Source organism: Thermoplasmata archaeon (assembly GCA_035532555.1).
Lineage (GTDB): Archaea > Thermoplasmatota > Thermoplasmata > Lutacidiplasmatales > UBA184 > Lutacidiplasma.
Genome location: DATKQS010000024.1, coordinates 87,537 through 112,369 on the forward strand (window position 1 = coordinate 87,537; position 24,833 = coordinate 112,369).

The 24,833-nt window shown below is 68.0% G+C and carries 28 protein-coding genes and 1 tRNA gene; 13 read left to right on the forward strand and 16 right to left on the reverse strand.

Annotated elements, in window-relative coordinates; translation table 11 throughout:
• Position 1: 1 nt before the first annotated feature.
• From VMV28_07205 to VMV28_07220, 4 genes are read right to left on the reverse strand one after another with little or no spacing between them, the layout of a single operon-like run.
• Positions 2–2,326, reverse strand: a complete 2,325-nt coding sequence (locus tag VMV28_07205) for a xanthine dehydrogenase family protein molybdopterin-binding subunit (protein HUZ80384.1) — start codon at positions 2,324–2,326, stop codon at positions 2–4.
• Positions 2,326–2,841 (reverse strand): (2Fe-2S)-binding protein, encoded by a 516-nt coding sequence (locus VMV28_07210; protein ID HUZ80385.1) that lies wholly within the window; start codon positions 2,839–2,841, stop codon positions 2,326–2,328. Before VMV28_07210 ends, VMV28_07205 begins: the two co-directional genes overlap by 1 nt.
• A gap of 1 nt (position 2,842) precedes the next feature.
• Complete coding sequence (locus VMV28_07215) at positions 2,843–3,688, reverse strand: XdhC/CoxI family protein (GenBank protein HUZ80386.1); 846 nt, start codon at positions 3,686–3,688, stop codon at positions 2,843–2,845.
• A complete protein-coding gene (locus tag VMV28_07220; GenBank protein ID HUZ80387.1) occupies positions 3,673–4,308 on the reverse strand; it encodes a nucleotidyltransferase family protein in 636 nt (211 codons plus the stop codon). Before VMV28_07220 ends, VMV28_07215 begins: the two co-directional genes overlap by 16 nt.
• 563 nt (positions 4,309–4,871) lie before the next feature.
• On the opposite strand from VMV28_07220, the gene VMV28_07225 reads away from it, so the two are divergent.
• From VMV28_07225 to VMV28_07245, 5 genes are read left to right on the forward strand one after another with little or no spacing between them, the layout of a single operon-like run.
• Entirely contained in the window at positions 4,872–5,327 is a 456-nt protein-coding gene (locus VMV28_07225) for a 30S ribosomal protein S19e (GenBank protein ID HUZ80388.1), read from the forward strand.
• A gap of 31 nt (positions 5,328–5,358) precedes the next feature.
• The gene (locus VMV28_07230; protein ID HUZ80389.1) at positions 5,359–5,712 is read left to right on the forward strand and encodes a DNA-binding protein; all 354 of its coding nucleotides are present in this window, start codon (positions 5,359–5,361) and stop codon (positions 5,710–5,712) included.
• A gap of 19 nt (positions 5,713–5,731) precedes the next feature.
• On the forward strand, positions 5,732–5,890 hold the full coding sequence (locus VMV28_07235; protein HUZ80390.1) for a 50S ribosomal protein L39e: 159 nt from the start codon (positions 5,732–5,734) through the stop codon (positions 5,888–5,890).
• A gap of 17 nt (positions 5,891–5,907) precedes the next feature.
• The gene (locus VMV28_07240; GenBank protein ID HUZ80391.1) at positions 5,908–6,207 is read left to right on the forward strand and encodes a 50S ribosomal protein L31e; all 300 of its coding nucleotides are present in this window, start codon (positions 5,908–5,910) and stop codon (positions 6,205–6,207) included.
• 26 nt (positions 6,208–6,233) lie between these two features.
• On the forward strand, positions 6,234–6,899 hold the full coding sequence (locus tag VMV28_07245) for a translation initiation factor IF-6 (protein ID HUZ80392.1): 666 nt from the start codon (positions 6,234–6,236) through the stop codon (positions 6,897–6,899).
• A gap of 19 nt (positions 6,900–6,918) precedes the next feature.
• Here the strand turns inward: VMV28_07245 and VMV28_07250 are convergent, their stop codons facing one another.
• A complete protein-coding gene (locus VMV28_07250; protein HUZ80393.1) occupies positions 6,919–7,668 on the reverse strand; it encodes an aldolase/citrate lyase family protein in 750 nt (249 codons plus the stop codon).
• A 111-nt stretch (positions 7,669–7,779) separates the two neighbouring features.
• Positions 7,780–8,007 (reverse strand): 30S ribosomal protein S17e, encoded by a 228-nt coding sequence (locus VMV28_07255; GenBank protein ID HUZ80394.1) that lies wholly within the window; start codon positions 8,005–8,007, stop codon positions 7,780–7,782.
• A 186-nt stretch (positions 8,008–8,193) separates the two neighbouring features.
• Here VMV28_07255 and VMV28_07260 point away from each other — a divergent pair, with 186 nt between their 5' ends.
• From VMV28_07260 to VMV28_07280, 5 genes are all read left to right on the forward strand, one after another.
• Positions 8,194–8,385 carry a DUF2116 family Zn-ribbon domain-containing protein gene (locus VMV28_07260; GenBank protein HUZ80395.1) on the forward strand — a complete coding sequence of 64 codons (192 nt, stop codon included), beginning with the start codon at positions 8,194–8,196 and terminating at the stop codon, positions 8,383–8,385.
• A gap of 10 nt (positions 8,386–8,395) precedes the next feature.
• Positions 8,396–9,232 carry a pantetheine-phosphate adenylyltransferase gene (locus tag VMV28_07265; GenBank protein ID HUZ80396.1) on the forward strand — a complete coding sequence of 279 codons (837 nt, stop codon included), beginning with the start codon at positions 8,396–8,398 and terminating at the stop codon, positions 9,230–9,232.
• A gap of 26 nt (positions 9,233–9,258) precedes the next feature.
• Positions 9,259–9,480 carry a hypothetical protein gene (locus VMV28_07270; protein ID HUZ80397.1) on the forward strand — a complete coding sequence of 74 codons (222 nt, stop codon included), beginning with the start codon at positions 9,259–9,261 and terminating at the stop codon, positions 9,478–9,480.
• Between the two features lie 65 nt (positions 9,481–9,545).
• Positions 9,546–9,863 carry a DUF5611 family protein gene (locus VMV28_07275; protein ID HUZ80398.1) on the forward strand — a complete coding sequence of 106 codons (318 nt, stop codon included), beginning with the start codon at positions 9,546–9,548 and terminating at the stop codon, positions 9,861–9,863.
• A gap of 15 nt (positions 9,864–9,878) precedes the next feature.
• Entirely contained in the window at positions 9,879–11,465 is a 1,587-nt protein-coding gene (locus tag VMV28_07280) for a site-2 protease family protein (GenBank protein HUZ80399.1), read from the forward strand.
• Here the strand turns inward: VMV28_07280 and VMV28_07285 are convergent.
• A complete protein-coding gene (locus tag VMV28_07285) occupies positions 11,452–12,471 on the reverse strand; it encodes a methyltransferase domain-containing protein (GenBank protein ID HUZ80400.1) in 1,020 nt (339 codons plus the stop codon). The two genes, VMV28_07280 and VMV28_07285, sit on opposite strands and share 14 nt — an antisense overlap.
• Positions 12,472–12,473: 2 nt before the next feature.
• A complete protein-coding gene (locus VMV28_07290) occupies positions 12,474–12,932 on the reverse strand; it encodes a Mut7-C RNAse domain-containing protein (GenBank protein ID HUZ80401.1) in 459 nt (152 codons plus the stop codon).
• Positions 12,933–13,029: 97 nt separating this feature from the next.
• On the opposite strand from VMV28_07290, the gene glmM reads away from it, so the two are divergent.
• Complete coding sequence (gene glmM, locus VMV28_07295; protein HUZ80402.1) at positions 13,030–14,391, forward strand: phosphoglucosamine mutase; 1,362 nt, start codon at positions 13,030–13,032, stop codon at positions 14,389–14,391.
• 8 nt (positions 14,392–14,399) lie between these two features.
• Here glmM and VMV28_07300 read toward each other — a convergent pair whose 3' ends face one another.
• Complete coding sequence (locus tag VMV28_07300; GenBank protein ID HUZ80403.1) at positions 14,400–14,822, reverse strand: DUF1634 domain-containing protein; 423 nt, start codon at positions 14,820–14,822, stop codon at positions 14,400–14,402.
• Complete coding sequence (locus VMV28_07305) at positions 14,819–15,685, reverse strand: sulfite exporter TauE/SafE family protein (GenBank protein ID HUZ80404.1); 867 nt, start codon at positions 15,683–15,685, stop codon at positions 14,819–14,821. Before VMV28_07305 ends, VMV28_07300 begins: the two co-directional genes overlap by 4 nt.
• 91 nt (positions 15,686–15,776) lie before the next feature.
• Between VMV28_07305 and VMV28_07310 the strand changes: the two genes are divergently transcribed.
• Positions 15,777–18,197, forward strand: a complete 2,421-nt coding sequence (locus tag VMV28_07310; GenBank protein ID HUZ80405.1) for a glycoside hydrolase family 15 protein — start codon at positions 15,777–15,779, stop codon at positions 18,195–18,197.
• Between the two features lie 22 nt (positions 18,198–18,219).
• Here VMV28_07310 and VMV28_07315 read toward each other — a convergent pair whose 3' ends face one another.
• On the reverse strand, positions 18,220–19,281 hold the full coding sequence (locus VMV28_07315) for a PTO1314 family radical SAM protein (GenBank protein ID HUZ80406.1): 1,062 nt from the start codon (positions 19,279–19,281) through the stop codon (positions 18,220–18,222).
• A gap of 155 nt (positions 19,282–19,436) precedes the next feature.
• Between VMV28_07315 and VMV28_07320 the strand changes: the two genes are divergently transcribed.
• On the forward strand, positions 19,437–19,934 hold the full coding sequence (locus VMV28_07320) for a hypothetical protein (GenBank protein HUZ80407.1): 498 nt from the start codon (positions 19,437–19,439) through the stop codon (positions 19,932–19,934).
• A 14-nt stretch (positions 19,935–19,948) separates the two neighbouring features.
• On the opposite strand, the gene VMV28_07325 is transcribed toward VMV28_07320, so the two are convergent.
• From VMV28_07325 to VMV28_07345, 5 genes are all read right to left on the reverse strand, one after another.
• Positions 19,949–20,023: transfer RNA gene (locus tag VMV28_07325), tRNA-Arg, on the reverse strand.
• 25 nt (positions 20,024–20,048) lie between these two features.
• On the reverse strand, positions 20,049–20,960 hold the full coding sequence (locus VMV28_07330) for a tyrosine-type recombinase/integrase (protein HUZ80408.1): 912 nt from the start codon (positions 20,958–20,960) through the stop codon (positions 20,049–20,051).
• 860 nt (positions 20,961–21,820) lie between these two features.
• On the reverse strand, positions 21,821–22,132 hold the full coding sequence (locus VMV28_07335) for a hypothetical protein (GenBank protein ID HUZ80409.1): 312 nt from the start codon (positions 22,130–22,132) through the stop codon (positions 21,821–21,823).
• Positions 22,129–23,580: a hypothetical protein gene (locus VMV28_07340; GenBank protein ID HUZ80410.1), complete on the reverse strand. Its 1,452-nt coding sequence runs from the start codon at positions 23,578–23,580 to the stop codon at positions 22,129–22,131. The genes VMV28_07335 and VMV28_07340 overlap by 4 nt, the downstream gene beginning before the upstream one ends.
• Positions 23,577–24,683, reverse strand: a complete 1,107-nt coding sequence (locus VMV28_07345) for a hypothetical protein (GenBank protein ID HUZ80411.1) — start codon at positions 24,681–24,683, stop codon at positions 23,577–23,579. Before VMV28_07345 ends, VMV28_07340 begins: the two co-directional genes overlap by 4 nt.
• Positions 24,684–24,833: the final 150 nt, after the last annotated feature.

The window sequence follows — 24,833 nt, forward strand, 5'->3', positions numbered from 1 at the left end:
GTCAGGCGCCCTTCCAGGCGCGACCCTCCTTGCGGCGATCCTCGATCCCGCGGACGATCCGGTCCGGGGTGATCGGCAGTTCGTAGCATCGGACTCCGACGGCGTCGTAGATGGCGTTCCCCATCGCGGGCAGCGCCGCGATCAGCGGACCTTCGCCCGCCTCCTTCGCCCCGAACGGCCCTTCGGGGTCGTCGTCGCCCACCAGGAGCACTTCGATCTCGGGCATCTGGGCGGGGGTGGGTATCTTGTACTCGAGCAGCGACGGATTCAAGAGGCGCGCGCCGCGGTAGTTCATCGACTCGCCCATGACCTGGCCGAGGGCCATGTGGATCGAGCCCTCGACCTGTCCTTCGACCGCGAGCCGGTTGAGCGGACGACCGCAGTCGAACGCCGCCCACATCTTCTCGGCCCGGTACAGGCCGGTCTCGGGATCGACCGCGACCTCGGCGACGTACGCGCCGAAGGAGTAGGCGGGGGCGGTGCCGGCGCGTGCGCCCTTGAACGAGCCTCCCATCGGGGGAGAGGAGTACGCCCCGGTCGCGGTGAGAGCTCCGGCGCGCTCCATCGCCGCGTGGAGCGCCTCCATGAACGTCACTCCCACTTCGGGTCGGTGTCGGACCTGGATCCGCTCGTACGCGACCTCGAGCTGCTCGACGGGATGGCCGGTCCGGTGGCTCGCCGCCCGCAGGAGCTGGGCCTTCAGGTCCTCGGCCGCCCGTCGGGCAGCGTTCCCCATCATGAACGTCACGCGGCTCGAGTAGCTGCCGATGTCGATCGGGCTGACGTCCGAGTCGACGCGCTGGACATGGACGCGCTCGAGATCGACTCCCAGGACCTCGGCTACGATCGCCGCGAGCAGCGTGTTCGATCCCTGTCCGATATCGGCCTGCATCGAGTGCACCGCGATCCCGCCGTCCATGTCAACCTTGAGATGGACGGTCGATTGCGGCATCACGGGCTTGAAATGGATCGGGCTGTTCGAGCCCGAGATGTAGAATCCGCACCCGAGCCCCACACCGCGGCCGTAGGGCAACTTGCGGAACTTCGAATCCCACCCGCTGCGCTCGCGTGCGGCAGCGAGGCATTTCAAGAAGGAGGTCGAGGTGATCCGGAAGTCGTTGATCGTCGTCGAGTTCGGTGGGAGCGCGTTGCGCGTGCGCAGGTCGAACGGATCGAGCTTCGTCGCTTCCGCGATCTCGTCCAGCCCGACCTCGATCGAGTAGCGCAGATTGGTGCCGCCGTGGGCCCGCATCGCCCCGGACGGAGGCTTGTTCGTGTACACGCGGCGGCCGCGGTACCGGAAGTTCGGAATCCGGTACGGGCCCATGGCGAGAACCCCGTTGTAGTACGTAGTGACCGTTCCGAACGAGCTCCACGCTCCCCCATCGATCAGCGCGTCGATGTCGTAGGCGAGGATCCGACCCTCGGCATCCGTCGCGATCCGAACCTCGTTATCGGTCGGGTGCCGGCCGTGGTTGGTGTAGAACACGTCCTCGCGGTCGAGCAGCATCTTCACGGGCCGGCCGGTCTCGATCGAGAGCGCGGCGCACACGATCTCGTGCGGAAGGGGGTCCGATTTGCCCCCGAAGCCGCCTCCGACCTCCGGTTTGATCACCCGGATCCGGTGCATCGGGATCCCGAGCACCTCGCTCAGCGCGCGATGCAGATAGTGCGGGACCTGGGTCGCGCTGTAGACCGTGAGGCGACCATCGGCCGTCGCCTCGGCGATCGTGACGAGCGGCTCGGTGAACGCATGGGTAACTCCGGCAAAGCGTCCGTGGACCCGGACCCGGTGGGTCGCTCGGGCGAACGCCACGTCGACGTCGCCGAAGTGCTGGACGACCTCCTTCTGGATGTTCGTCCCGAGAAGCCCGCGCGCATGGATCGGCTCGGCGACCTTTTCGACGCCCATCCGGGGGTCGGTGTACTCGGGCAGGGGTTCCACGTCCACTCGGACCAGTTCGAGCGCTCGCTCGGCCGTCCGCTCGTCCACCGCGGCCACGGCTGCGACGATGTCTCCGATGTACCGTGTCTTTCCGACCGCGATCGCGGTCTCGTCGCGCGTGATGGGGAGCACGCCAAACGGGGTCGGGTACTTCTCACCGGTGAGGACCGCGGCGACGCCCGGCAGGGCTCGGGCCGCGCTCGTGTCCACCGAGACGATCCGCGCGTGCGCCCACGGGCTGCGCAGGAGCCGACCGACCAGCATGCCGGGCCGACGGATGTCGTCGGTGTACTCCGCCTGGCCCGTCACCTTCAGCGGGCCGTCGATGTACGGGATCCGGCCCCCGAGGAGGCGCATCCCGCGCGTTCCCCCGGTCGCCATCAGCGTCCCTCTCGGGCCGCAGCCTCGATCGCTTCGATGATCTTCGTGTAGCCGGTGCATCGGCACAGGTTTCCCGAGATCGCGTCGATGATCTCCGCTCGCGTGGGGCTCGGCCGTTCCTGGAGCAGGGCGGTCGCGGTGACGAGGAATCCCGGCGTGCAGAACCCGCATTGGGTGGCACCGTGCTCGACGAATGCGCGCTGGAGCGCCGAGAGGCCGTGGACCGGAGTCACGCCTTCAATCGTCGTGATCGACCGGCGATCGACGAGGCGAGCGAGCGTGAGGCAGCTCAGCGTCGGTCGCCCGTCGACGAGGACGGTGCAGCAGCCACAGGTTCCGAGATCGCAGCCCCGCTTGGTGCCGGTGAGCTCGAGGTCCTCTCGGAGGAGGTCAAGGAGGATGCGCTCGGGTGGGCACGGCCTATCGATTGGAAGGCCGTTGACGGTGATCTTCAGCGAGCTCGAGGGCGTGGGACCCACGCCGTTCGCCGCACCGCCTTTCGCGCGTGATGGCATCCTACGGGCCCCCGGTGCCGGGGGAGGTGTCCGACCGTTTCGCGACCGCCGCGGGCCGGGGGAGCGGGCTGCGCGTCGGATGTCGTCCCCGTACGAGCTCGGCCGCGACGCTCAGTGCGATCTCGCTGGGACTCTCGGCGCCGATGTCGATGCCCACGGGGGAGCGGATCCGGCCGATCGCGGTCCGCGAAACGCCTCGCTCCCGCAGCGTGTGGAACATGTGCTCACGCTTGGAAGCGCTCGCCATCAGCCCGATGTGCCCGGGGAACCGCTCGATCGAATCGGCCAGGAGTTCTAGGTCCTTCATCGCGTCGTAGCCCAGGAGGTAGAGGTGGGTGAACGACGCAGGGTCGAATATATCCCAGACCCCGCGAGGCGCGACGACCTCGCGCCGGACCGCTGTGGGAAACCGATCGAAGCCGACCCAGTCTGGGCGGTCGTCCGCGACGCTGTAATCGTACTCGAGGCTCGGAAGGAGCGCCGCGATCGCAAGGGAGACATGTCCACCGCCCCAGAGCAAGAGGTTGGGCCGGGCGGGGACGTACTCGACGGCGACATCCACGGTCCCCCCGCAGAGGCTTCTCAGACCTCCAGGTTTCCAGGCCTGAAGATCGAAGTGGAGGAGATCCCCCTGTCCCAGTTCGAGTGCCTTCCGGCACGCTTCCTTGACGCGCTCCTCGAGTTCGGCGCCCCCGACGGTGCCGAGCGAAGTGCCGTCCGCCCGCACGAGCATGCAGGCCCCGAGCTTGCCCGGGACCGACCCTGCCGTGCGGACGATCGCTGCGCGAGCGAAGGGCTGGTGCGCCTCCATGAGGTGCAACTCCTCCCGGATCAACCTTCGATCCATCGACGCTCCGAGCGCTCCCGCCACTCCTGATGCGCGGAGACATATCGCTCCAACGTGTCCACGTTGGCGAAGACCCCCGGGTCGTCCACGGGAACTCGAACCACCTGCGGCCCGAGCGCGGGGAGGAGACTCCGCAGAGGGGCGTCGGCGGCCAACGACTCGATGGCCGGAAACACCGAGCGTCGGATCAGGACGGGGTGGCCTCCGTGTCCCCCCCACGTCGGAACGAACCACGATCCCAGCGCGTCGCGGGCCCGGGCCCGCAACAGCTCGAGCACGGTCGCCGGCTCGACGAAAGGGTGGTCGACCGGCCATAGGAGCACGTCGTGGCCCGCCGGGATCGCCCCGAGGCCGGCCTGGATCGAGGCCGTTCGACCCTCCCTCCACCGCTCCGCCTCGACCACCGAAACGGGGAGCCCCTGAACGGCCCGGAGCACCGCGTCGGAGTGCGCGCCCGCCACCGCGATCACCGGGAACAATTCCTCGTCCAACGAGATCTCCGCCATCCGCCGGATCGCCGGGCGAGAGCCCACGGGGAGGAGGGCCTTCGGTCGGCCATAGAAGCGATTGGAGGCGCCGCCGCTGAGCAGCAGCGCGGCAACCTTCTCCCCGTCGTTCATAGAACCCACTCGGCGCGGAGACCCCCCAACTCGTTGGGGGGAGGAGCGCCGGCACATATTTGTCTCCCGAGGTGATGGCCCCGGCGTACAGCCGAGCGAGTTCCCCTCCGAAGGGAGCGAGAACGCTCGGCGCAGGGTGCGCCCGCCCCCGAACACCTCGCACGAGGTAAGGCACTTCCACGAGAGAGCACCGGCTGAAGGTCGGGAATCGACGGGCATACGCACCAGACTCGGGGAGCCACGCCTCCGCAAGGAGGGGACGGAAACACCTTTGATGCCCCTCCCCGAGTCGGGCCGCTTCCCGCTTTGTGCGGGTAGGGATCGGAATCCCGAAGTCGACCGGCCCATCCCGCTCCGTACCGTCGGTAAGACGGCGTTTTCTGGGGAACCAAAACCTGGACGGATATTCGTAGTGCAAGCCTCCCAACTTGCTGGGAGGTCGTTGACCTTGACCCATGGAGCGGGAGGCGCCGCGGAGCGGCCTGGGGCCGGCCCGGAGCGCATCGCGCTATCGAGAGAATCCACATACGGCTAAATACCCTCACCGGGTGGCTCGCCGCCTCATGACTCACCCAAGGGACGTTCCGCCTTCCGCTTTGCTGCCCCGTTTGGCGACCGAGCTCAAGAACCGAGCGGCGGTCACACCCCCGACGTGGGCGGCGTTCGTGAAGACCGGGGTCCATAAGGAACGCGCTCCCACCCAGGACGACTGGTGGTACATGCGCAGCGCCTCCGTCCTGCGCAAGATCTACGTCCACGGGAATATCGGCATCTCGCGGCTGAGCGCGGACTACGGGGGCAAGCGCGACCGCGGCAGCGCCCCGTACCACGCCCGGAAGGGCTCCCGAGCCGTGCTGCGGGAGATCGTCCAGCAGCTCGAGCATGCGGGCTTGGTTCAGGCGTACAAGAACAAAGGCCGGCGCGTCAGCGGGGAGGGTCAGAAACTCCTCGACACGCTCTCGCGCGACACGTTGAAGGCTCTCGCCGAAAGCCGCCCCGAACTGGCCAAGTACCTCTAGCGCCGTGATGGGACGGGAGTCGCGAGATCCGATGACGGCCAATGACGACGTGGAGCTCGCCGAGCTTCGGCGGCGTCGCCTGCAGGAGATCCAGCAGATGCAGCAGGGGGCGACGCAGAACGCCTACTCCGCTCAGCAGGCCGAGATGGAGCGGCGCGACGCGGAGCGGGCGGAGGTCCTCCGCCGCGTCCTGACCCCCGAAGCCCGAGAGCGACTCGGACGGATCCGTCTCGCGAAGCCGGACGTAGCGGCGTCGGTGGAGCAGCAGGTCATCGCCCTCGCCGCGAGCGGGCGGCTCCAGCGGCCGATCGACGATGCGACACTTCGCGCTCTCCTCGAGCGCATCTCCCCGGAACGACGCGAGATCAAGATCACCCGCCGGTAGGGACGAAGAGGATACTCCAATGGCGAATCGCAGGAAGAGCTCCGCGCGCAAGACCCGACTGAACCGCGCCGTCAAGCAGAACCGCCGGGTTCCCGCCTGGGTCATGCAGCGCACGAGCCGGCGCGTGGTCCGCCACCCGAAGCGGCGCACGTGGAAGCGCGGACATCTGCACAAGTAATGGAGGAGTAGACGATCATGGCACGCAATCCGAACGCCGCCGCGCCGACCGAGGAACTCGAACGCGAGTACGTGATCCCGCTGCGGGCCAGCATGCACCAGCCGTCGCGTCGCCGCCGCTCGGGCCACGCGCTCGAGACCGTCCGCCGCTTCATCAGCCGCCACATGAAAGGCAAACCCGAGGACGTCTGGATCGACCCGCGCATCAACCTGTTCATCTGGGAGCGCGGCATCCAGCACATCCCTCGACAGGTTCACGTGAAAGCCATTCGCTTCGAGGACGGCCTCATCGAGGTCGACCTCCTGGACGAGGCGTAAGACCTCGTCCGGGGGAACCACGAGGCGTGCCGGTCGGTCGTGCACTGTTCGGCGGAAGCCCGTATCTCGGCGTCCACCTGCGCGTCACCGACTCCGCGGCGATCGTGCCGCCGAGCACCCCGGCCGCGCTCGAGCATGAGATCGAGCGGCTGCTCGGGGTGAAGGCCTACCGCACGACCGTCTGCGACAGCGAACTGGTCGGTCCCCTTCTCGCGATCAACTCGAACGGGGCGGTCGTCGGCGACACGATCGATGTCTTGGAGCGGGCCGTGCTCGAGCGGATCGTGCCGGTGGTCGTGATCCGCGCGCGCCAGAACGCGCTCGGCAACAATCTGCTCGCGAACGATCACGGAGCGCTCGCACACCCCGAACTATCGGACGTGGCGATCGGCAAGATCGCCGGGGCCCTCGGAGTACCCGTCCATCGGGGAACCCTGGGCGGCCTCGGTACCGTCGGCATGGCGGGCCTCGCGACGAACCGCGGAGTGGTGGTGCACCCGAAGGCGACGGAACACGAGGTCGCGTTCGCGGGCGAGGTCCTGGGCGTGCCGGTCCATCGATCCACGGCGAACTTCGGGGTTCCGGTGGTCGGTGCCTGCGCGATAGCGAACTCGCGAGGGTTCATCACCGGCCGGCCCACGACCCCGGTCGAGATCTCCCACCTGCAAGAGGGGCTCTCCATCTTCGACTAGGCCGGCGCGCGGAGCCGGTCTACGCGTTCAGGTAGTCCTGCGCACCCTGGATCAGGAAGCGCACGTCCGACGCGAGGGAGATGAACCGGAAGCCGAGCTCGACGGCCGCCCGCTTCTCTTCCACGTCGATGACGAGCGTGCCCGCGATCTTGCCATGCCGCTCGCAGGCGTCGACCACGCGACGCATGGCGTCGCGCACCTTCGCGTTCTTGCGATCGTCCAGGAAGCCCAGGCTCAGGGTGAGGTCCTGCGGCCCCACGAACAGGATGTCCACGCCGGAGACCCCCGCGATCGCCTCGAGATTGTCCAGGGCTTCCTTGGTTTCGATCTGAACGCCGACCGTGGTCTCCGCGTTCGCGACCCGCAGGTACGAAGCCAGGTGGCGCCCGTAGCGAGAGGATGCCCCGGCGGCCGCACCCCGGATCCCGTCCGGCGGATACTTCGCATAGGCCACGGCAGCCCTCGCCTGGGCCTCGGTGTTCACGAGTGGAACGAGGATCCCGCGTGCGCCCGAGTCGAGCGCCTGCTTGACGAGATACGGATCGAGGTTGCCCACCCGGATGAAGGGGGTGGCCCCGCTCCCGCCCAGGTCGGCCATCATCGCGGCTATCGTCTCGGGGTTCACCTGGGAGTGCTCGGTGTCGACCATGAACCACTCGAAGCCCATATCCTTCAACGCGTCGAGGCAGACGAAGGAGGACGACGAGATCCAAGTGCCGAAGGACACGGCGGGGGAGGAAAGGAGTCGGCTCTTGAGAGAATCCTGCACGGGAACGTCGGATGCAGTAAGGCCGGAGTTTGGGGATAACCGTTGCACCGGTTTACTGGGTGGGGAGATCCGAGGTTCGCCCGACCGATGCGGGCGGCGCCGCCGAGCGCTCTAGGTTCCACGCTTGCGCTTGACGTAGCGGACGGTGTAGCCGGCGATTCGGTTGGCCAGCTTCTTGTACGTTGCGTGGTACTCGCCACCTTCGACCGCCACGCCGAGGTCCGTCAGCTCGAGGACCTTGCGCTTGTTGTTCGCGAAATCTCCGTTGAAATCGTTCGGGTAATGGCGGATGAGGTCGATCGCGACCCTTTTGATGTAGGTCTGGCGGATGTTGCCCATGCGGGCGGCTCCGACCCAGGTGCGGGTTATAACCGTTCGCCCAGCGCCGGGCGGGAGGCTTTCCTCCGTTAGGCGCACCCGGGTGCGCGCTTGAGGTCCCGTGCAAGCCTGTCGTAGGCGGCCGTGCGGTCGGGACCCGCCCAAAGCGCCCACAACGCTAAGCGCCCCGGCGAACGTGGAGGGGCGATGGCGCTCGGAATCGACCATCGGCACTGCAAGGTCTGCGGGAAGACCTGCGCTCCTGGTTCGGAGACCTGCAGCGCCGCCTGCCAGGAGAAGCGCGACGCCACGATCCGCACCCGACGTTTCTACACGAACGTGATGTACATCGTCATCGCGTTCCTCGTAATCGTGCTGGCCATCAGCTTCATCCGGTAGAGGGACCCCGGTGGCGCGTTTTCCGGTCGTGGTGCTGGGAGGCACCTTCGATCGCCTCCACGTCGGTCACGAAGCGCTCCTGAACACGGCCTTCCGCGTGGGGCGGAAAGTGGGCATCGGCCTCACCACGACCGCCTTCCTGCAGGGCCGGTCGAAGCCGCAGGCCGAACTGATCGCACCGTACCCTGCGCGGCGCCGCGCCCTCGCCGTGTGGTTGCGGCGGCATCATTCCGATCGAGCGTGGTGGATCGCTCCTCTGGACGATGGCTTCGGCCGGTCCGTCGAGCCTGGCGTCTCCGCGCTCGTGGTCTCGTCGGACACCCTGGAAGGCGCTCGCGCAGTGAATCGAGAGCGCCGACGGCAGGGCTTGCCGCCCGTGGTGGTGGTGGCGGTGCCGCTCGTCCTCGCCGACGATCTCCAGCCGGTGAGCTCGCGGCGGGTCCGGGCTCGGATCATCGATCGTCGGGGTCGCCGACTCTCGCGCATTCCGATCCGCGTCCGCGCCCCGCGTGAAGCTCGCTCCGCGATCCGGGCGGCCCTCGAAGGCGTCTATCCGTCCCCCCGGATCCGTTGGTCCGCCCCGGGAGAACCCCCGTCGGCCTCGCAGCGGGAACGGGAGCGCCGACGCCCGTCCGAGATCGACCTCGAGGTCCGACTGCGCTCGCGTCGGAGCGGCACGTGGAGCATTGCCATCGCGGCGAGCCGGATCCGACTGCCGACGATCCGGGTTCGAGTCCGCTCGGCCGAGGAGCTCGAGACGCCGGTCCAGGAGAGACTCCGTCCGCCTCCCGCCCACGCGCGCGCCTCGCGGCGACGAATTCGCCGGCAGCGACTGAACAAACATTAAGCCGAGCGGCGCCCATTCCGCCCGCGATGGAAACGTACCTTCGGGTGACGTTCGACAGCGAGGGCGGGAAGCCCTCGGACGTGGCCGGCCAGCTGCATGCGATCGGATTCGATCCGACCCAGGGCAACTACGACTTCGTCTACGATTGGCAGGGCGGCGCTCGCCTGGAGCAGCTCTTGGATCTGACGGACGAGCTCACGCGCAGACTCCGCGGGTACCGGGTCCGGTTCGAGATCGAGACGGTCTGATCGGTTCGGTGCGGGCCGGGACTCCGGCTAAGCGTTTATAGAAAGCTCCGCTTCGACGGGGCGCCGTGCAGAGATATCCGGTCCGGACGAGCCATCGTTCCCAACTGACTCCCGAGATCCTTCAGAGTAAGTTGACCGCGGAGTTCGGTCCCGCCCAGATCGTGGGCGGCGCCGCGACGGCACGCTATGGGGCTCTCGAACGGATCTCGGCCCACGCCGAGGGAAGGGAGCTCGAAGTGGATGTCACGATGAACCCGAAGGTACCCGAGGACGTCGCCCGCGAAACGATCAATCGATACAACCGCTTCCTGGAAGCGGCGACCGGGTATTCGGCCAAAGAGCGCGCCAAGCGATTGCGAAAGTCGCCCGCTGCGTCGGACTAGCGAGGTCGAGCATCGATGGGTGGCCCCGGGGCCGGGCCCCTCCCATCCTCCGGGTCGCCGAGCGAACTCGACCGGCTACGTGCGGCGGTCGCGCTCTACTTTCCCATCTACGAGACCCAGATAGCGCCCGCTTCCCTCGTTCTCTCCGTCGACGTCGATCCCGCGACGCTCGAGGAGAAGTTCGACCGGCTCTGCAAGGATCTCTGGCCGCTGTTCTACGTTCCGATCCTCCACTACCAGACCGGAGAGTACACGATCGAGGTGATCCGGCGTCCCATCCCCCGCCACAAGGGGGTCTGGATCAACATCATCCTCTTGGTGGCGACGATCGCGTCGGTCGATTTCGCCGGAGCGCTCATCTGGCTCTCGTACGAGGGCCAGTCGACGATCACCTCCAACGCGTTCCTGTGGGGAGGGCTCACGTTCGCGCTCCCGCTGATGCTGATCCTCGGCCTCCACGAGCTCGCGCACTACTGGATGTCCCGACGCTACCAGCTGGAGGCGTCGCTCCCGTTCTTCATCCCGGTCCCGCCCCCGCTCCTCCTCGGTACCTTCGGTGCGTTCATCAGCATCCGCCAGCCGTTCACCAACCGCAAGGCGCTCTTCGACATCGGAGCCGCGGGACCGATCGCCGGGTTCATCGTCGCCATCCCCGTGACGATCCTCGGGCTGTACCTCTCCGCGCACTCCGCGGCCCCATCGCTCGCCGCGTGCGGGCCGACGGTCCTGGGAACGAGCTACAGCAACCTCGTCCTCAACAGCCCGCCCTTGTGGTACGTGCTCTCGCTGTTTTTCCCGATCTCGGGCAACGTCCACCCGCTCGAGTTCGCAGGGTGGGTGGGGATCCTCGTCACCTCCCTGAACCTGTTGCCCGCCGGACAACTCGATGGCGGTCACGTCTGGCGCGCGCTCCTGGGAGACCGGGCCCGGTTCATGAGCATCGCCGCGGTCTTCTTCCTCTTCGCGATCGGGCTGTTCTTCTACTTCGGGTGGCTGATCATTGGGTTCCTCGTCCTCTTGATGGGGGTTCGCCATCCTCCACCCCTCAACGACATCACGCCGATCGGGCTCGGTCGGACGCTGGTCGGGATTGGCGTCGCGGCAATCCTCGTCTCGGGCTTCGTCCTCGTCCCAATCTCCGCCCCCACGGGGGGAATCGGCTTCTCGGGTGCGACGATCCAGTACCCGGCGCACCCTCCTCCCGGGACGCTCGTCGCGGCGAACCTCTCCGTGGTCATTCAGAACTCCGACGAGATCGCGCATGGGTTCTTCTTCTCGACGACCGTCCAGAACGTCTCGATACCGACCCAGAACGGTAGTTGGCAGTACTTATCCGGTGCGGCGTTCACCGCGTACGCCGGGAATTCCACGTGGACGTTCTACTTCCCGAACGGCACGAGCGTCGTGCTCCACGGTGCGTCGGTGATGACCTCCTCCGCCGCGTACGTCACGATCGCCTCCTCCGATTCGGCTCCGCTGGCCGTGATGTACACGAACCCCTCGGCCGCCCACTCGATCCTGATCCAACTCGGTGCGATGGAGGTGTGTCCTCCCGTCGGCGCCGGTTCGGCGAGCACGAATTTCGCGCTCAGTCCCCCCTAGGGACCCGCTCGTAGACGCGGAACTCGCGGGTCAGGCTGCGGTGGACGCGCATCGGGATCGAGAGCATCCGACGCCAGGGCGCAGGAAGCGGATCCGGCCCCCCCGGGACGATGACGACCACGCGACCTCCCTCGCGGACCCGGCTCGCCCACACCGGCAGCACGCGAGCCATCAGGGCGGCCCCGCCCTCCTCTCCCGTCGCTGACGCCCGCCCGTACGGCGGGTCGGTAAGGAGCGCGTCGAACTCCTCCGTGCCGGCCTCGGCGCCGAGCGTCCCGGCGTCGCCGACCGTCAACTCTTCGGCGTGGATCCCGAGATGGGCGAGGTTCTGGAGCGCGCCCCGTATCATCGTCGGGTCGATGTCGACGCCGTAAAGCCGGGCTCCCAACAGACCCGCCTCGGCCAAGAGCGCCCCCGTCCCGACGAACGGATCGATCACGCGGTCGTTCGGACGGACGCGCGCCAGGTTGGCCGCGGCTCGCGCGAGCCGCGGGTCGAGCCCGACGGGGCGTTGGAAGGGGAGTCGGGAGATGCGTCGGCTCTCGAACCGGGAGCGATCCACGCTCGCGATCTCCTCGAGGTAGAGGTCGGAGTCCTCCGGACCCTCCGCGATCCAGATGCGCAGGTCCGGATTCGCGAGCGATATCTTGCCCCCACCACGACGGAACGCTTGCGCGCCGCGGGCGATCGCGGGGTCCGAGCCGCCCGAGCTCGCATGGCCCAGGCGGCGCAGCGCCGCGGTACGGCCTCCGGAGCCTTGCGCTTCGATCGCGTCGAGCGCGTTGGATGGTCCGGTCCCCATCGGTCGAAGCACCCGCCGGGACAGTGCGAGCCGTCGTGCGAGGTCCGCGGGGTCCACCGCGCTCGGGAGCTCGATGGCCAAGAGCCCCGGCGCGGGGGGAGGCACCGATGCCTCCGCGTGCCCGCCGAGCGCTTCGGCGGCGCCGGCCGCCTCCGCGCGCGCCAGCGGCTCGCTCAGCCCCGATAGCTCGATCCACAGGCGCACGGCTATGCCCCCGATGGATGGGTCGCGCGTGCGACGAGGCTGCGGACCTTCTCCGAGTGGGACCCTTCCCAGTAGACGTGGCGGCAGTCCGGGCACCGGTACAGCGCGAGGCCGTGTTCGACAAGCTCCCGCGGAGCGCCTACGGGCAGGGGGTCTTCAGGAGAAGGGATCCACCGGGCGAGCGCGCCGTTGCAGAGCGTGCATCTCTCGGGACGGACCTCCCATCGGATCGTCGGGAACGCCTTGCGAAGCTCGGCCAACTGGCCGTCGATGTCGGTGGCGCAGAGTCCTACGGCACCGGGCGTTTGACGGGCCAGCGTACGGTCCCGGGTCAGGAGGATCCTTCCTTCGAGCTGGGTCCGGGCTCGGACCTCGTGGTCCGTCCATCCCCGTGCGTACGCGGTGTCGAAGCCCATGAAACGAAGATAGCGCGCGAGGCGGCCAAGCATCTCGTCGGCCATCCAGCGCGGCTCCATGGCATCCGAGACGGCGGTGCGGGGAAACCCGTTTCGCACGGGGGGTCATATACACCGGACGCGTCGCGGGACCCGAAACTCGATGCGCTTGTTCGGGACGAACGGAATCCGCGAGGTGGTGGGACCGACGCTCACGCCGGAGTTTACGACCCGCCTCGCGAACGCCATCGCCGGGACCATCCCGGTCGGGAAACCCGTGGTGGTCGGCTGGGACGGCCGTACCTCCAGCCGCGCCCTCTCCTCCATCGTATCGTCCACGCTCGCGCTCGCGGGACACCACGTCATCGAGGTGGGGCTCTTGCCGACGCCGGCCATCCAGTACATGGTCGTGCGGCTCGCCGCCCAGCTCGGGGTCGTCATCACGGCGTCTCACAACCCTCCCGAGTTCAACGGGTTCAAGTGCATCCACTCCGACGGCCTCGAGATCCCCCGGTCGGCCGAGGAGGAGATCGAGCGCCGGTTCGCCGACACGCCGAGCACCGCGGTCCGCTACCGGTCGGTCGGGGAGATCGGCTTTCACGGAAGCGGCGCGCGCGAGTACGTCCATGGGGTTCTGGCCCGGGTGGACGCCCCGCGCATCTCCGCGCGCGCGTACACAATCGTTCTCGACGTCGGTAATGGCACCGCGGCGGTGACCAGCCCGGATCTCTTGCGGAGACTCGGCTGCCGGGTCGTGACGCTGAACGGCCATGTGGATGGGACGTTCCCCGGCCGGCCCTCGGAGCCGACCGAGGCCAACGTCGCCGATCTGCGGCGAGCGGTCCCGAGCGTCGGCGCGGATCTCGGGATCGCCCACGATGGGGACGCCGACCGCGCCGTGTTCGTCGAGCGCTCGGGACGCTACGTCCCGGGCGAAGAGATCCTCGCCCTCCTGGCGCGGGACGCGGTCCGACGCCACGGCGGCGGGATCGTCGTCACTCCCGTGACCGCGCCGGACTCTGTCGAGGAGGCCGTCCAGCCGTTGGGAGGGGAGGTCGTCTACACGCGCGTCGGCAGCCCAAACGTGACGCGCGAGATGCTCGCCCGCCACGCCGTGATCGGCGGCGAGGAGAATGGAGGCCTGATCTTTCCAGAGTTCCAGCTCGCCCGCGACGGCGCGATGACGGTGGCGGTCGTGCTCGACCTGATGGCCCGAGAAGATCAGCCCCTCGACGTCCTGCTCACCGGGCTTCCGCACCACACCCTGCTCAAGGAGAAGGTCCCGTGCCCGCTCGATCGCCGGGAGGAGGCGGTCCGGGCTTTCGCCGAGCGCTTCGGTCCGGGCGCGGAACGCGTCGTCGCCATCGACGGAGTGAAGATCTACCACCCCGGGGGCTGGGTGCTCCTGCGGCCGAGCGGGACGGAGCCGCTCCTCCGCCTCTTCACCGATTCGAAGGATCCCAAACGAGCGCGCGAGCTCGCGGACGAAGCGCTCGCCGCGGTGCACGCCTCGATCGGCGCGTAGTGGGGGGCCTAGCGGATCAGCGGCCCGATCACCAAGAGGCCCAGGACGAGCAGCACGAAGACGGTGAAGGTGATCCGCGCGACCAGGATCTCTCCGTTCCGGTGGAAGAAGTAGAACCCGGCGAGGACCCGGGCGATCGGCACCACCAGGAGCGTGAAGATTCCCAGGGTGAGGTAGGCCTCTGGCACCCCGGCCCAGAGCCCTGAGGCGAGGCCCCCGAGGGAGAGGTAGTTCGCGATCGGATTGATCGCAATCACGCTCGAGGAATCCGCCGAGGGGTTTTCCACGCCGAAGGCGATGAGCGCCCCGAACAGTATCGAGAGCGCGATCGCGAGCCCGATCTGGAGGAGTCGGGTCATCGCGGCGGCCGCCGCGGGAGGTAGCGGGTGCAGGTACACCGGCCCCCGGACGGTCGAGAGGGTCTCGTTCATGGGCCCCCCAGCGCCCGGACGATCAGCTCGATCGCGAGCCCGCAGACCACGACGAAGAACAGGACGCGGAGCCACAGCGTGCGGGCTCCGGGAAGGATGTGGCTGCCGATGATCGCACCCACCGTCGAACCAATGCCGACCGGCGCCGCGAGGACTGGGTTCACATAGCCGGCCGCGAGGAGGATCCCCGCGCCCGCGCATGCTGTCACCCCGATCATGAAGTTGCTGGTCGCCGTGGCGACCTTGAACGGCATGCGGAGTTCGCCGTCGAGCGCGAAGACCTTCAGGACGCCGCTTCCGATGCCGAACATTCCGGATACGATCCCCGCGCCGAACATGACGCCGAACGCCCCGTTCGTATTGGCGGCCTGGTAGACGATCGTGTTGCCGGTCCGAGCGTCCCGGAACGCTCCCGTCAGTCCGAGCTTCTGGGAGGTCCGATCGGGCACCACGTTCTGGGGCACCTCCTCGTGACGACGCAAGAGCGCCGAGAGCGAGCCGAGGATCAGAACGATCGCGAGGGCGATCAACAGGGCCGTCGTGAGATTGTAGCGCGTCAGCAGGATGGTGAGGCTCGCTCCGAGGAGCGCCCCGGGGACGGTGGCAATCTCGAGCACCATCCCGATCCGGAGATCGGTGAGACCCTCGTGGATGTACGCGGCTCCCGTGGTGACCGAGTTCGCCAGGATCGTGATGAGTCCGGCGCCGACGGCCTCGATAAACGGCACCTGGAAGAAGATCACGAGCACCGGGATCACGATGATCCCGCCCCCGATCCCGGTGAGCGAGCCGATGAACCCGGCTGCAATCGCGATCAGGAAGAGCAGCACGAGGAACAGGACAAGTTCCACATGGGTCGTCACGAGCCGGACGGGAAAAGGACGTTGGGCGGTGCGAAGCCGGCCGGACCCGGAACGAAACGGCCATGAAGGGCTCTTGGCTTCGGGGCCACCGATGGAACCACGCGGGGACCGACTCGCCTTCGGCCACCCGGGGACGGCCCTCTTCGGCGCTCCGAGCCGCAAGGACGGATTCGGGACGGCCTACTCGGCGGATTCCCAGCTCTGGTACACGACGTGGCGGGGCGTCGTCACCGAGGTCTACTACCCCACGATCGACCGCCCGAAGCTCCGGGGCATCGAGTATGTGGTCACGGACGGGGACACCTTCCTGCACGACGAAGCCGTGCATATGGAGAGCACCATCGAACGGCCTCACGAGCATGCGCTGGGCTACCGCATCCAGTCGCGCGACCCGGAGGGCCGTTACACGATCGACAAGGAGGTGCTCTCGGCCCCGCACCTACCGTGCCTGCTCATGCGCACGCGCATGCAGACACGGACGACGACGCTCCGCGAGCGGCTGAAACTCTACGTGCTCATCGCCCCCCGACTCGATCCCAACGACGCCGGGGATGATGGGGACGTCTTCGATCTGGTCGGAATGCCGATCCTCGCGGCGTCGCGACCGGGGGTAGCGCTCGCGGTCGGTGGGACCGTGCCGTTCTCCCGGGCGTCGGTGGGCTACATCGGGCGGAGCGACGCACGGACCGATCTCATGGACCACTTCGGCATGTCCTGGGAGTTCGATCACGCTCCCGCCGGGCACATCCTGCTCGCGGGTGAGATCCCCGTGCCCGACGATGGGGAGTTCACCCTCGCCTTCGCCTTCGGCGGCTCGCCAGAAGCGGCCTCGACCACCTTGCTCCAGGCGCTCGGCACCCCGTTCAGCTGGCAGCGGGACCGCTTCATCGAACAATGGGACCGCACGGCCCGTCATGAACGGCCCCTCGGGTCCCACTCCGGCGACGACGGACGACTCTACCGGGCGAGCCACTCCGTCCTGCTCGCGCACGAGGACAAGGAGTTCCCCGGCGCGTTCATCGCCTCGCCTTCAACGCCGTGGGGCATCGTCCATGGCACCGAACGCGGAGGCTACCATCTCGTCTGGACCCGTGATCTGGTTCACACCGCGACCGGGCTGCTCGCCGCCGGCAATCGCGAGGCGCCCCTGCGGGCGCTGATCTACCTCGCCTCCCGCCAGCAGGGCGACGGGGGATTTCCGCAGAACTTCTGGGTCGACGGGGGCGCCTACTGGAAGGGCGTCCAGCTCGACGAGGTCGCCCAACCGATCCTGCTGGCGGCACGGCTCGATCGCGCGCGCGCCCTCCAGCAGTTCGACCCGTACCCGCTGGTCCAGCGCGCGGCGAGATACCTCATCGAGCGCGGCCCGGCGACCCCAGAGGACCGCTGGGAGGAAGTGAGCGGCTACTCTCCCTCCACCCTCGCGGCCCAGATCGCGGCGCTGACCTGCGCGGCCGGGTTCGCCCGCGCCCGGGGCCATGCGGGAACCTCGCGCTTCATCCAGGAGTACGCGGATTTCCTAGAGTGCCACGTCGACCCGTGGACGATCACCGAGCATGGTACCCTCGACCCGGAGATCCCACGCCACTACGTTCGTATTCGGCCCGTCGATCCGAACGATCCCACTCCGAACGAGTCGGCGGACTTCGGCACGATGCGACTGCCGAACCTCCCGCCCGGCACGAACTCGACGTTCCCGACCGTGGAGATCGTCTCCGGCGACTTCCTCGAACTCGTCCGAGAGGGAATCCGGGCTGCGGACGATCCGGCAGTGGTCGACTCCCTCCGTCTCATCGATCGCGTGCTCCGGGTCGATACCCCGAAGGGCCCGGTCTGGAGACGGTACACGCACGATGGGTACGGGGAGGGCGTGGATGGGTCCCCGTTCCTAGGTTCGGGCGTCGGCCGGGCGTGGCCGCTCCTCACGGGGGAGCGCGGTCTCTACGAGCTCGCCGTCGGCCGCGACCCGACCCCGTACCTGCGCGCCCTAGAGCATTTCGCCACGGGTACCGGCCTATTGCCGGAGCAGGTCTGGGATGCGCCTGCGTTGCCCGACCGCGAGCTCGCGCCCGGCCAGCCCACCGGCTCCGCGACCCCGCTTGCCTGGGCCCACGCCGAATACGTGACGCTGCTGCGCTCGGTTGCGGACGGGGTGATCTTCGATCGGATCCCGATGGTGGCCGACCGTTATCTCCATCGCCGACGGTCGACGAAGTTGGTCGAGATCTGGAAGTTCAATCGGCGGCCCTCGACGATCGGGACCGGCCGGCTCTTCCGCATCCAGGTCTCGGCGCCGTTCCGGCTGCATTGGTCGGACGACGACTGGAGGACCGCACACGACACCGACTCGACCGAGACCTCGCTCGGGATCAGCTACGTCGATCTGCCTCCGCTCGAACGCCCCGGGAACTCCTACCGGTTCACGTTCTACTGGCCGCAGAGCGATCGATGGGAAGGTCAGGACTTCCGCATCGATTCGGTGCCGGCGCCGCCCCCGGACGCGACGCCGTAGGCGAACCGCCCTCGTCGGGGCTCTACGAGGTCAGCAGCCCGGGGGGATGCGGCACCATCGCGGGGTTGGGCCCCCTCCATGTGCGGGCCACCCGCGCGAAGGTGTTCGATAGGATCCGGTCCCGGATCATGCCGACGTTGGACCAGGAGAAGATCGACGGCTCGAGGTAACAGGCGAGCGCGCACTTGTTGCACGTCTCGTACTTCGACCAGTCGTAGGAATTCCACAGCGCGGCGACATCCGTCTCCCAGACCGGGGTCTGCCCGGCGTACTCGTGCAGCGTGTAGCAGGGCAGCACGATCCGGCCCTGCGGATCGACGTTCATGGTCATCCACGGCTTGCAGTGCCAGCTCTCCTGGCGGTACCACGAGTTGATGATCGCGTCGAAGTAGTCGGGAGACTCGAGGATCGGCGCCCCGTTGACGCGCCGCAGGCGCAGTTCCCGGAGCACCTCGAGGAGATCGGGACCCATCGGGCTCATCGCATCCGCCGTGGAGTAATCGTAGGCGACCTGGAAGGTGATCGAGACCCCCATCGACTCGGCGAGGTCGACCAGCGGAACGGCGTGGTAGATGTTGTCCTTCGTGATCGTGCTCGAGATCGCGACCGGGAGGCGCTCGCGTGCCGCCTTGATGCCTTCGATCGCCCGCTCGAACGACCGCGGGATCCCCCGCAGGAAGTCGTGCATCGGGCCGATGCCGTCGAGGCTGACGAAGAGGAGTTCGAGCGACCGCGCGATCTCGGGCAGCCGCTGCTGGAGCAGCCAGCCGTTGGTCACGAGCGAGGTGTGGAAGCGGTCGTGCGACTCGCGCAGGATCTCGGGCAGGTCGCGGCGCAGCATCGGCTCGCCACCCTCGAACCCCAGGAAGGAGACGCCCGTGCGCACGAGGGCGTCCATCATGCGGATCTCCTGGGAGAGCGACAGGAGCTCCTCGTCCTCCCGTCGCCAGAACGGACACATCTTGCACTCGAGATTGCAGCGGTAGAGCAACTTGTGCCCCGCAATGACCGGCAGCTTCTGGCCGCGCGCTTCGCGGGTCGCTCGCTTCAGACTCCGCAGCACCACCGGCTCGAAGAACGCCATGGCCCTCGAAGGGACCAACGCAGAGATGACCTTATGCTGGAGGGAAGGGCACGCCGGGCGCTCCGCGGATCGTCGGCGATCTCGGGCGGCCGTCGGGGCCGCGGGCCCGCCCCTCGAGCGCGAGGCATATACGAGTGGACACTCTGGCGCGCGCGATGCATAAGGTTTGGATCGGAATCGGTCTGCTGATCTTGATCGCCGGGCTGATCGTGGGTGTTCTCGGAAACGTCCAGACCGGTACTGGAACCCTCTCCGCGACCCAACGGACCTCGTCGTACACCGCGAACGAACTCCTCCTCGGGACCGGCAGCGTTTCCGTCAGTTGGAGCCGGGCGCCGGCGAACACGACGTTCGCCTTCGTGGCGTGCTCGGACTCCAGCTGTTCGTCCGGGCGTACCGTCGCCACGGGCAATGGCTCGAGCGGCAGCTTCTCCTCCGGCGCATCGAACGCGCAATCGTTCCAGATCCAGATCACCGGACCCGTCCTCCTGGGAAGCAATGTCACCACCACGATCGTCTGGACCGAATCCGGATTCACGTACTTGGCCTTCGGCGGCATCGTGCTCTCGGTCGGCGGGGTCGCGCTCGTGTACCTCGCTATCGAGAGATCCGAGGATTCCGAAGGAGCTGCGACCGCGGCACCGAAGCCCTGATGCGCCGGGCCGGTCGGGCGCGGGGGGATTTGAACCCCCGACCCCCGGGTTAGGAACCCGGTGCCCTATCCAGGCTGAGCGACGCGCCCCGAAGGTCTCCCCGTTTCGGACATATCAGGGCTTCCCCCCTGGTCGTGCGGGCTCGATCAATCGAAGGGCCTCGGCTACGCGGTGTCGGCGCACGAGCGGCGCGACGTACTGACGGGTTGTCTCCGGCGAGGAATGGAGCAGGGCTCCGCTCACGTCCTCCCAATCGGCTCCGCGCTCGCGCAGCAGGGTCGCGGTTCCCCGGCGGAACGAGTGACCGGGCCACCGGCGGACTCCGGCCCGGTCCTCGGCGGAGTGTAGGAGGCGGTCGGCGTACTGGTACGACACACCGACCAGGCGGTCCCCGTCCCACCGGCAAACCAAGTGGCCCGAGTCCGACGTTGCGCGCGAGGACCACTCGGCGCGCAGTGGGAGCCACCAGGCAAGCTCGGACAGGAGCGATGGCGTAAGCTCCATGCCCGCGTCCGTCACCGAATCGCGGCCGCCCTTTTGCCGCACGTCGTACGACGCCGGGTCGCGGTCGAGGTGGAAGTCCTCGACCCGAGCGCGAATCACCTCGACCCGCCGACGACCTACCCCGTAGAGCGCGGTTACGATTCGTTCGAGACCCTGCGCCGCGTTGAGGACCCGGTCGCGGTCCTCGACGGTGATCACCGGAGTGTTGAGCGCACGGTTCGGGAAGTGCGCCGTTATCCCCGACTCTTGGACGATCCAATTCCCGCGCCACGAGAGGAAGCTCCCGAGGAGGCGGAGGTAGGTGAGCTTCGTCTTCGAGGCCCCGCGCCCTCGCACATGCCCCAGGATTTCCCAGAGGTCGTCTTCCCTGACCTTGAGCGGAGTGACACTCACCCACTCGCCACACCGACGGAAGAACCGTGTCGCGTCGTCTCCGTGTCTCCCGAGGTACTTTCCCTTCGACCGTTTCTCCTCCAGCCATTCGTATCCTTCTTCGACCCACCGCTCGCCCGTGTCGGGCAAGTCGGCGTCCTCCGAGTGAATCGAAACGAGACCCGGTTCAAGGACTCTTGGTTCCGGCTCGGCAAGAACCTCGGAGGACTCCGAGGCGTCAACGCACGCTATCGTGGAAGGAGGACTATCGGCCCCCCGGCCGGTGATCGCTCCCCTCGTTCGGATCCAATCCGCACATGGGGTGCCCGTGGTTCGGGTCCAATACTCGCGACGGTCCTGCTCCGTCGTCTTCCCGTCGGCACCAGGTGGGATTCCTCCCGGGCTTCGGTGCTACCGCTCACGCGGTACGGGCGCATGTCGGGTACCACCCCGCGCCCACTGACGGACAGCGGCCCGCGCCGGAATGCGCGACCGCGCGACTCGATGGCGAGTACGGAACGTGACAGGATGGGAAACCGCCCCGGGACCACCAGGCACGGGCAGCGCGGGCATCCTCCCCCACGCATTCGAGAGGAATCTGCTTCCTTGCGTCCGCGCCTGGCAGTGGGAGGCAATCGGAGTACTGGTCCGACGCCTCCCCAGGCGGGAGGAGAGTGCGTCAGGTAGATAGCTCGTTTGACGAATGAGACAACGCGACCACGGACCAGTACCCCGGGGCTTTCGCCCGTAGAGACATCACGGACGTAGTATTTCTTAGCTCTGCCACATTCGCACGCACGGTCGGCAAGTGTCGAACTTTTGAGCCCGTAATGTCGAACTTTTTGACACCGGGATCCCGGCCGGCGTTTCGACGCGAGAGGCCGTTTTCGAGGTGAAATCGCTCCGGCCGACCGCCATACGAGGCCGTACACGGGTTTTTCCGACGCAGCGCATATCCCAACACCCCCCCTTTTTCGAGAGAGACAGGCATCCCGGTCGAACGCGCGCGTTCAGGAAAGGCGGCGGACGGTCTCGACTCCGCCCGCGTTACTGACGTGAAACCGAGCGACCACGTACGGAACGCCGTGGGCGGCGGCCCACGTCGCCATGCCCCGCTCGCCGTCGGTCAGGGAGGACGGGGAGAAGGACCGATCGGGGTCCACCGAGGTCTTGATTTCGTAGAGCCACGGCCTCCCGCTCGGGTCGATTCTCACAAGGTCCACATGGGACGGACCCGTCGGGCGAATCACCACCGACCCGTCGGACTCGAGGTCGCGCACCAGCTCGCGGCGGGCGAGTTCGTGGCGCTGGTGGCCGTTCATTCGCGCACCGCCGCACGGACCAGGCGTCGGGCCGAGTCGGTGTCAGGGAGCCCGAGCATACGCACGACCTCTGCGACCGTGAACCCGAGCGATTTGAGCCACCGAGCCTCGCTCGGATTGAAATGGTGAACGCGAGGACGGCCCGAGCGTCGCTCTGGAAGGCTCGGAGCGAGCGGGACGGGCTCGGAGCCGTCACGGGCCTCTGGGACGGCTCCTGCGCCCGCGCTCGGCACGTCCGAAGATGCCTTCGGAGAGACCGCTTGCGCGGGCTCTCCTCGGCTCGGCCCGGGGGGGCGGATCAATACCTCCGAGGGGGGCGGATTAATGGGCGGATTAATGGGCGGAAAAACCTCTGGTTTTAGGCTATCCTGAATCCCACCACCACTGTTACGACCGAAGGGAGTAACAGTGGTGGTGGGATTGTGGTCTCTCGCGCCGGTCGCGGTGGGGTCACTCGGGGCCGATTTCGGAGGGAAAACGGGGACCCCCTCGGGGATGCCGTACTTCGACCGGAGGGCGCGCTCGGCGTCCTCGAGCCTACGCTTCTCCTCGCGCTCTCGGTCGACGGCAAGACCTCGGTAGTGCGCGGCCTCCTGCGCCTCCTGCTCGCGCTTGGCGTCCTGTTGCGCGAGGACCCCGTATTCCGACGGGTCGGCTCCGGGGTGCTTGAGAGCCATCGCGGAGACCCATCGCGCCTTTTCCTCCGCGTCCCGCCGCTGAACACCGTCCCACCACCGACGTAGCTCGCCCGAGCGAACGGCGTTGTCGTACGTGTCCCAATCCCGCTCCCAGTGCGACGGGTTGCGCCAACCGTTCGGGTGGGTGTTGCGCGTGTCGTCGTTATAGGCCATGTGAACGGCCCACCGCTTGCGGCGCTCGGGGTGCGCCGCGTCGTAGTGAACCTCCGAGCGGTAAGTCTCCTCGGCGGCCACACGGTCAGCGTCGCGGAGGAGACGGTCGAGGGCGGCGGCCGGTTGCGCGCGGCGTAGCTCCTCGGCGCTGCGCGCGGCGGTGCGCGAAGCCTCGGCTCGCGCTTCGGCACGGGCCTTCGTCTCCCGTTCGTCGCGCGCACGGAGGCGAGTGTCGTCGAACGTGGCGAGCCACAGACGGTTGAACAACGAGAGGTCAGGCCGATGCCGGAACGCCTCACGCGCGGCGACCGTAGAGTTGGCCCACCGCTCCAACCGCGACAGCTTTCGCGGTCGGGGGGCCAGCCGTGCGGCGGTGATACGAGCGTCCATGAGTTCCGCCGCCGTCGGCTGACGAACGGGCGGAGCCACGCGCCGTTCGACCAACACAACGTCACGGCGAACGTTCTTCATGCGCGCGGCTTGCCGCTCCGTGCGCTCGGTGATCGAGCCCCACCCCATCGAACCGTCGGCGGAGCGGACCCGAACGGCGACCTTCGCGGCCTTCTTCCGCTTGCGGCGCGGCTCGTCCTCCGTCACGGCACACCTCCCCACGCGCCCTCGAAGCTCACCGCACGGAACGCGAGAACGTCAGCATGGCCCGAGTCACCGTCAGGCGGCCCGGTACCACCATTCGCAAGCTCGAAGCACGCGGTACGAGGCACCAGTCGCTTACACACGGGGCAAAGGACCACCGGCACTCCCTCCTCGGTCGGTTTCGGGTGCTTCATACACCCGTACGACCAGGTTCCGACCCACGTCACCGTTTGAACCGGCCGAACTACCTTGTCGTTAGGCGAGGTTCCCGAGCTTCGCTCGGCGCGGGGAGCGTGTGAGAGGAGGTAGAGCGCGGTCGCGTACACGGAGTCACGGAGGCCCACGTTCCAAATCGCCCACTTGCCTTCGGCGATGTCCTCCGCACGGGTCGGCACCGTCCACGCATCAGCGATCGCGTGCCAGTGAGGACCAGCGACGCATGTTCCACCCCGAGAGTTGTCCCATCGGTCGCCGAGGCGGTATTCGTGGAAGACCATACACGCCCCGTCGACGCCGGCGGCCTTCGCCTGGGAGTACGCGAGAGCGCGGAGAGTCAGGAAGCCGTCGAGTGTCGCAGTCAAGTGCCACAAGGCGGGGGGCGGAGGAATGACTACATGGACCGCCTGTCGGCGACCGCGCGTCCACCGCCAGTGAACGACCGCGCCGTTCTTTCCTCGCACGCACTCCGGCCCGAGCGTCGGGAACGAATCGCCGTCGAGCGTTCCCTGCCGAACGCAACCACACTGCGGGTGCGCGGACTTACCGAGGCTCACCCGTTGAAGGTGCGCCCCGAGCCCGAGCATCACTCGGTCGGAGATCCTTCCCGCCTCGCGCGAGGCCCACTCCTGGTAGCACATCGGGCAGTCGAACCGCCCGCATGAGCGCCGTTGCTTCCACCAATCCCAACCCGAACTCTCACGGTGGCCCCACGTTCGGAACTGACCGCACGTCTCGCGCGGCGCACCGTGACCGGGGAGGACCCACGACACTCCGTCGGTCGAGGAAACCGGCGCGCACGGCAGGGGCCGCGCGAGGTCGCGGAGGGCGCGCTCCTCGTTGAACGCGAGGTCGAAGCCCGCCCCCAGGTCGTCGGGGCGTGCGCTCAAAGGCACGGCCCTCCCGCCTCGTGGAAGACCCGGCAGAGCGGGCAGAGGCGCGGCGCGCACGGGCCGATGGAGAAAGACGCCCCGGCCGAAGCCGGGGCGGAAGGGGTTGTCCTACGCTTGCGGAGGGCTCGAAGAAGGTCGTCGGTGTCC